This is a genomic window from Streptomyces sp. NPDC051940 (assembly GCF_040680895.1).
Classification (GTDB): domain Bacteria; phylum Actinomycetota; class Actinomycetes; order Streptomycetales; family Streptomycetaceae; genus Streptomyces.
Genome location: NZ_JBFAXR010000235.1, coordinates 1 through 6,051 on the forward strand (window position 1 = coordinate 1; position 6,051 = coordinate 6,051).

6 protein-coding genes and 1 pseudogene are annotated in these 6,051 nt (G+C 71.6%); 6 read left to right on the top strand and 1 reads right to left on the bottom strand.

The features are described 5' to 3' along the window. A pseudogene (locus AB0M28_RS39590) lies at positions 1 to 83 on the bottom strand (beta-galactosidase); the annotation flags it as partial. Positions 84 to 135: 52 nt separating this feature from the next. On the opposite strand from AB0M28_RS39590, the gene AB0M28_RS39595 reads away from it, so the two are divergent. From AB0M28_RS39595 to AB0M28_RS39620, 6 genes are all read left to right on the top strand, one after another. Then, entirely contained in the window at positions 136 to 1,134 is a 999-nt protein-coding gene (locus AB0M28_RS39595; RefSeq protein ID WP_365415548.1) for an ABC transporter permease, read from the top strand. Continuing rightward, positions 1,131 to 2,222: an ABC transporter ATP-binding protein gene (locus tag AB0M28_RS39600; RefSeq protein WP_365415551.1), complete on the top strand. Its 1,092-nt coding sequence runs from the start codon at positions 1,131 to 1,133 to the stop codon at positions 2,220 to 2,222. The genes AB0M28_RS39595 and AB0M28_RS39600 overlap by 4 nt, the downstream gene beginning before the upstream one ends. Positions 2,223 to 2,248: 26 nt before the next feature. After that, positions 2,249 to 3,346 (top strand): dipeptide ABC transporter ATP-binding protein, encoded by a 1,098-nt coding sequence (locus tag AB0M28_RS39605; protein ID WP_365415559.1) that lies wholly within the window; start codon positions 2,249 to 2,251, stop codon positions 3,344 to 3,346. Between the two features lie 111 nt (positions 3,347 to 3,457). Beyond that, a complete protein-coding gene (locus AB0M28_RS39610) occupies positions 3,458 to 4,123 on the top strand; it encodes a trimeric intracellular cation channel family protein (protein WP_365415553.1) in 666 nt (221 codons plus the stop codon). Positions 4,124 to 5,093: 970 nt separating this feature from the next. Next, the gene (locus tag AB0M28_RS39615; RefSeq protein WP_365415555.1) at positions 5,094 to 5,642 is read left to right on the top strand and encodes a redoxin domain-containing protein; all 549 of its coding nucleotides are present in this window, start codon (positions 5,094 to 5,096) and stop codon (positions 5,640 to 5,642) included. A 103-nt stretch (positions 5,643 to 5,745) separates the two neighbouring features. Then, the gene (locus AB0M28_RS39620) at positions 5,746 to 5,949 is read left to right on the top strand and encodes a hypothetical protein (RefSeq protein ID WP_365415557.1); all 204 of its coding nucleotides are present in this window, start codon (positions 5,746 to 5,748) and stop codon (positions 5,947 to 5,949) included. The last annotated feature ends 102 nt before the right edge of the window (positions 5,950 to 6,051 follow it).

Sequence of the window (6,051 nt, forward strand, 5' to 3'; positions counted from 1 at the left end):
GCCGGATGGCCGCCGTAGCGCCCGGCGACCTGCTCGACGAGGCGCACGGCGTGCTCGCGGTAGACCGGCGAGGACGGGCAGTAGTGCTGGCGCGCCCGGAGACAACCTCTCCGGGCCGCCGCCGGGCCGAGAGCAGTGCTCGCTTACCTCATCCGACGGCTGTTTGCCGTCATCGTGATGCTGATGGTTGTCACCCTGGTGACTTTCGGCATCTTCTTCATGATCCCCAAGATGGTCGGGGCCGATCCGGCGGCGATGTTCGTCGGCAAGCAGGCCGACCCCGCGGCCATCGAGGGCATCCGACAGAAGATGGGCCTGGACGAACCGATCCTGGTTCAGTTCTGGGAGTTCATCCGGGGCATCGTCGTCGGCCGCGACTACACCAGCGGCGGCGACACGACACACTGCTCCGCGCCGTGTTTCGGCTATTCGTTCCGTACCGAGTCGCCGGTCTGGCCGTTCCTGGTCGACCGCCTCCCGGTCACGCTCAGCCTCGCGGCGGGCGCCTGCATCCTGTGGCTGCTCGGCGGCCTCACGGCGGGTGTCCTCTCCGCCCTGAAGCGGGGCACGGTGGTGGACCGCTCGGCGATGGGCGTCGCCCTGGCCGGCGTCTCCCTCCCGATCTACTTCACCGGCGTCATCGCGCTGGCGATCTTCCACTACAAGCTCGGCTGGTTCGACGCGAACTACGTGCCACTCGAGAAGAGCTTCACCGGGTGGCTGGACGGCCTGGCCCTGCCCTGGGTCACCCTGGCCTTCCTCTACGCCGCGATGTACGCCCGCCTCACCCGCGCCACCATGCTCGAGGTGCTCAGCGAGGACTACATCCGCACCGCCCGCGCCAAGGGCCTCACCGAGCCGGTCGTCATCGGCAAGCACGCCATGCGCTCGACGATGACGCCCATCCTCACCATCCTCGGCATGGACCTCGGGGCCCTGGTCGGTGGCGCCATCCTCACCGAGACCACGTTCAGCCTGCCGGGCCTGGGCAACGCGGCCATCAAGTCGATCAGCGACCGGGACCTCCCGATCATCATCGGCGTCACCCTGATCACCGCCGCGGCCGTGGTCATCGCCAACCTCATCGTGGACCTTCTGTACGCCGTGATCGACCCCCGAGTGAGGCTGGCATGACGGACCTGACCAAGACGGGAGCCGGCGCGGTGGGCGAGCCCGTGCGCGAGGCCTCCGACGCCTTCCTGGACGTGCGCGACCTGCGCATCCACTTCCCGACCGAAGACGGCCTGGTGAAGTCCGTCGACGGGCTCTCCTTCCAGCTGGAGAAGGGCCAGACCCTCGGCATCGTGGGCGAGTCCGGCTCCGGCAAGTCGGTGACCTCGCTCGGCATCATGGGCCTGCACACCGTCGGCCAGTACGGCCGCGGCAAGGCGCAGATCTCCGGTGAGATCTGGCTCAACGGCACCGAGCTGCTGTCGGCGAACCCGGACGAGGTGCGCAAGCTGCGCGGCCGGGAGATCTCCATGATCTTCCAGGACCCGCTGTCGGCCCTGCACCCGTACTACACGATCGGCCAGCAGATCGTGGAGGCGTACCGGATCCACCACAAGGTGGACAAGAAGACCGCCCGGCGCCGCGCCATCGAGATGCTCGACCGGGTCGGCATCCCGCAGCCGGACAAGCGGGTGGACAACTACCCGCACGAGTTCTCCGGCGGTATGCGCCAGCGCGCGATGATCGCGATGTCGCTGGTCAACAACCCCGAGCTGCTGATCGCCGACGAGCCGACCACCGCGCTGGACGTGACCGTCCAGGCGCAGATCCTGGACCTGATCCGGGATCTGCAGAAGGAGTTCGGCTCGGCGGTCATCGTCATCACCCACGACCTGGGCGTGGTCGCCGAACTGGCCGACCAGATCCTGGTGATGTACGGCGGCCGGTGCGTCGAGCGGGGCCCCGCCGACAAGGTGTTCTACGAGCCCCAGCACCCCTACACCTGGGGCCTGCTCGGCTCGATGCCGCGCATCGACCGCGAGCAGACCGAGCGCCTCATCCCGGTCAAGGGCTCCCCGCCCAGCCTCATCAACGTGCCCAGCGGCTGTGCCTTCCACCCGCGCTGCCCGTACGCCGGCGAGACCGGCGGCCGGAGCACGGCGGACCGGCCGGAGCTGCGCGAGGTCGGCGAGCGGCACCTCGCCGCCTGCCATCTCACCGATGAGCAGCGGTCCCGGATCTGGACCGAAGAGATTGCGCCGAAGCTGTGAAGGACGATGCTGTGTCGGCTGAAGACGTGAAGATTCCGCAGCAGGCCGCTGCTGCCGAGGACGCCGCGCCCGACGGCCGGCAGCCGCTGCTGCGGGTGCAGGGCCTGGTCAAGCACTTCCCGATCACCAAGGGTGTGCTCAAGCGCCAGGTCGGCGCCGTACAGGCGGTGGACGGGCTGGACTTCGAGGTGTACCCGGGGGAGACCCTGGGCGTCGTCGGCGAGTCCGGCTGCGGCAAGTCCACGATGGGCCGGCTCATCACCCGGCTGCTGGAGCCGACGCGCGGCCGGATCGAGTTCGAGGGCCACGACATCACGCACCTCAACACGGCGAAGATGCGTCCGCTGCGCCGCGACGTGCAGATGATCTTCCAGGACCCGTACTCCTCGCTGAACCCGCGGCACACGGTCGGCGCCATCGTGGGCGCCCCGTTCAAGCTGCAGGGCATCATGCCGGAGGGCGGGATCAAGAAGGAGGTCCAGCGCCTCCTGGAGACCGTGGGCCTGAACCCCGAGCACTACAACCGCTATCCGCACGAGTTCTCCGGCGGTCAGCGCCAGCGCATCGGCATCGCCCGCGCGCTCGCGCTCAAGCCGAAGATGATCGTCGCGGACGAGCCGGTGTCCGCGCTGGACGTGTCGATCCAGGCGCAGGTGGTGAACCTGCTGGACGACCTCCAGTCGGAGTTCGGCCTCACCTACATGATCATCGCGCACGACCTGTCCGTGGTACGCCATGTCTCGGACCGGATCGCGGTGATGTACCTCGGCAAGATCGTCGAGCTGGCGGACCGCCAGAGCCTGTACGAGGCGCCCATGCACCCGTACACCAAGGCCCTGCTTTCCGCGGTGCCCGTGCCGGACCCCCGGCGGCGCAAGGAGCGCGAGCGGATCTTCCTCAAGGGAGACGTCCCCTCGCCGATCTCCCCGCCCACCGGGTGCCGCTTCCACACGCGGTGCTGGAAGGCGACGGAGATCTGCAAGACGCAGGAGCCGCCGCTGCTGGAGCTGAAGCCCGGCCAGCGGGTCGCCTGCCACCACCCGGAGAACGCGGCCGACCAGGTGCCGCAGGACGCGGTGCTGGCCTCCGCGGCGGACGCCGCGGAGATCAAGACGGTCGACTGACGCGAGGCTTCGGCTTCGACGGGGTCCGGGACGTGCTGTCCCGGGCCCCGTTCGCCGTTCCAGGGTGTGCCGGTGCGGCCGGGTCCGCGCCCGGCAGGTAGAAATGCTCGGGTGGTCCTCGCATTCGAGCTGTTCAACGCTTCGGTCCAGCACTGGCTGGACGTCGTCGGCATCTTCGTCTTCGCGCTCTCCGGCGCGCTGCTGGGCGTGCGCAAGAACCTCGACGTGTTCGGGATGGCCGTGCTGGCCGAGTCCACGGCGCTGGGTGGCGGGCTCTTCCGGGACCTGGTGATCGGCGCGGTCCCGCCGGCGGCGTTCGACGACCTCGGCTACTTCCTGACGCCGCTGGTGGCGACGGCGCTGGTGTTCTTCCTCCACCCCGAGGTGGAGCGGATCAACAAGGCGGTCGGCCTCTTCGACGCGGCCGGGCTCGGGCTGTTCTGCGTCACCGGCACGACCAAGGCGTACGAGTACGGCCTCGGGCTCACCGCCTCGGTGGCCCTCGGCATGGCCACGGCCATCGGCGGCGGCGTCCTGCGCGACCTCCTCGCCGGCGACGCCCCCCAGGTCCTGCGCTGGGACCGCGACCTGTACGCGGTCCCGGCGATCGTGGGCGCCACGGCGGTCGCCCTCCTCATCCAGACCGACCACCTCAACGGCACCACGGCATCGGCCGCGGCCGCACTGGCGTTCCTCCTCCGCCTCGCCGCGATGCGCTACGGCTGGCGCGCCCCCCGAGCCTGGCAACGCCGCACGTCGGCGGTGGGGGAGGACTGACGTCTCCCCGGTCCTGGGCCCGGGCACGCTCCCGGGGGCTCCGGCGCGGCGGCGCCGATCCGCTGCAGCTGCCGCTGGGGTCTTCCGGGGGCTGCGTGCCCCCAGTTGATTAGACGGGGGGCCGCGTGCCCCCAGCCGGATAGACGGGTCCTTCCGGGGTGCCCCCCGGGCCCAGCCATGGGCGCTTCGGACCCTGGCGCAGGGCACCGGCCGTGCGGACCGGGCGTCCGGCCGGGGAGAAGGGCGGGGCTCGGCCAAGGTGCGGGCCGGGGCCGGAGTCCCGGCTGAGCCGGGGGGCAACCGGGCTGAGCCGGGGGGACGCATCCCGGGTCCGGCGCCGACTCCGCGCGCTCCCGGGGGTCCCCCCAGGGCCCGGACGTGGGCGCTTCGGACCCCGGGCGCGGGGCCCCGGCCGGGCGGGCGGGGTGTCCGGGCGGAGCTGGCATGGCGGGGCGAAGCGTGGGGCCAGGGCACGGTGTCGGCCGGGTTCCGGGGGGCAAGGCGGCGCGTTCCGGTGATGTCCGGCACTGGTCCCGTCCCCGAGTTGCGACCTCCCGGGATCCGGGACCCGAGCCCGGGCCGGGGTCCCGGGATGGGACCGAGGCTGGTCCGGGTTCCGGGGGCCGCGGGCCGGGGCCGGACGGGGGCGGGGATGGGACCGGGCCCGGGCCGGGGGGCGGGGCGGGGTCCAGGGGTGGGTGGGGCTGGGTGGTGAGTGCCTTGGGCGTGGTGTGGGTTCGCACGTATTCCTCTCAGGTGACCGCCCTGCTTCCGCGGGGTCTGGGGGCGGAGCCCGCAGGTTCGTATCGGGTATCCGTTCTGCGGGGTTCGGGGGCGGAGCCCCGGTCGTCGGTGCGGGGCGTTAGGGCCGTGTTAGGGGGCGGTGAGGGTGGGCTGGGAAGGTCGTGCGTGGTGGCCGACCCTGCTGCCGTTCGCCGTGCTGACCCTGCCGCGGAGAGGAATGCGACGCGTGATAGCTGCCGTTGCCGGGCTTGTCGTGACCGGTGCTGTGACCGGTCTGAACCTCGTCATCCTGATTGTCGTGCTCCGCCGGTGGCGGGAGTTGGAGGCCGGGGCCGCGGGCCACGGCCACGGGCACTCCCCCGGTGGGATCCGGGCCGGCGACGTGCTCCCGCCCTTCTCCGCGCAGACCCTCGACGGCGTCCAGGTGAGCCGGCCCGGCCTGCGAGGCCGCGAGGTGCTCGTCGGGTTCTTCTCCCTCACCTGCAAGGCCTGCCGCGACGCCGTACCCCCCTTCGCCGCCCACGCCGAGCGGCTGCGCGCGAGCGGCGGTACGACCCTCGCGATCGTGCACGGCGAGGCCGCGGACCGCAGCGAGCTGGCCGCCGCACTGTCCGCCGCCGCGGACCACGTGATCGCGGAGGACGAGGAGGCCGGCCTCACCGAGTGGTTCGGCGCCGCGAACTACCCCAGCCACGCCTGGTACGGCCCCGACGGCGTCGTGACCGCCGCGGGCCTCGGCGTGTCCGCACTGCAGGCCGAGCCTGCCCTTCCGTAACCCCATCAGCTCGGGCGGCGCGACCCGCGTGCCGGGGTGACCCATGCCCCGGCGCAGCTCCGCCCGTGAAGGAAAACAATCACCCGTTTCCGAAGGAGTTACCGTGATCCAGAGCCTGGGCCGGCGCGTGACCCGCGCCGTCGAGACGCTGCTCCCCAAGACGACCGCCGACGCCGGCTGCCCGCCGGACTCGTACGTGCAGTGCAAGTACATCAGCGGCGTCTGCTTCTGCCGCACCTGTACGGTCAACGGCGCCTGCGTGACGTACTGCGGGGTCTGGTACAGCTACAGCAACAACTACTGCTGATCCCCGCGGGCCGTGGCCGTCCCGCGCGGGGCGGCCACGGCCAAGGTCGAGCAGGTCCGGCAGCTGGTGCGGAAGCACCGGGCGAACGTCGTGATGCTGCAG

Excerpts from the sequence above, each read along its gene's own strand:
- AB0M28_RS39600 (WP_365415551.1), top strand. The coding sequence starts at position 1,131 with ATGACGGACCTGACCAAGACGGGAGCCGGCGCGGTGGGCGAGCCCGTG.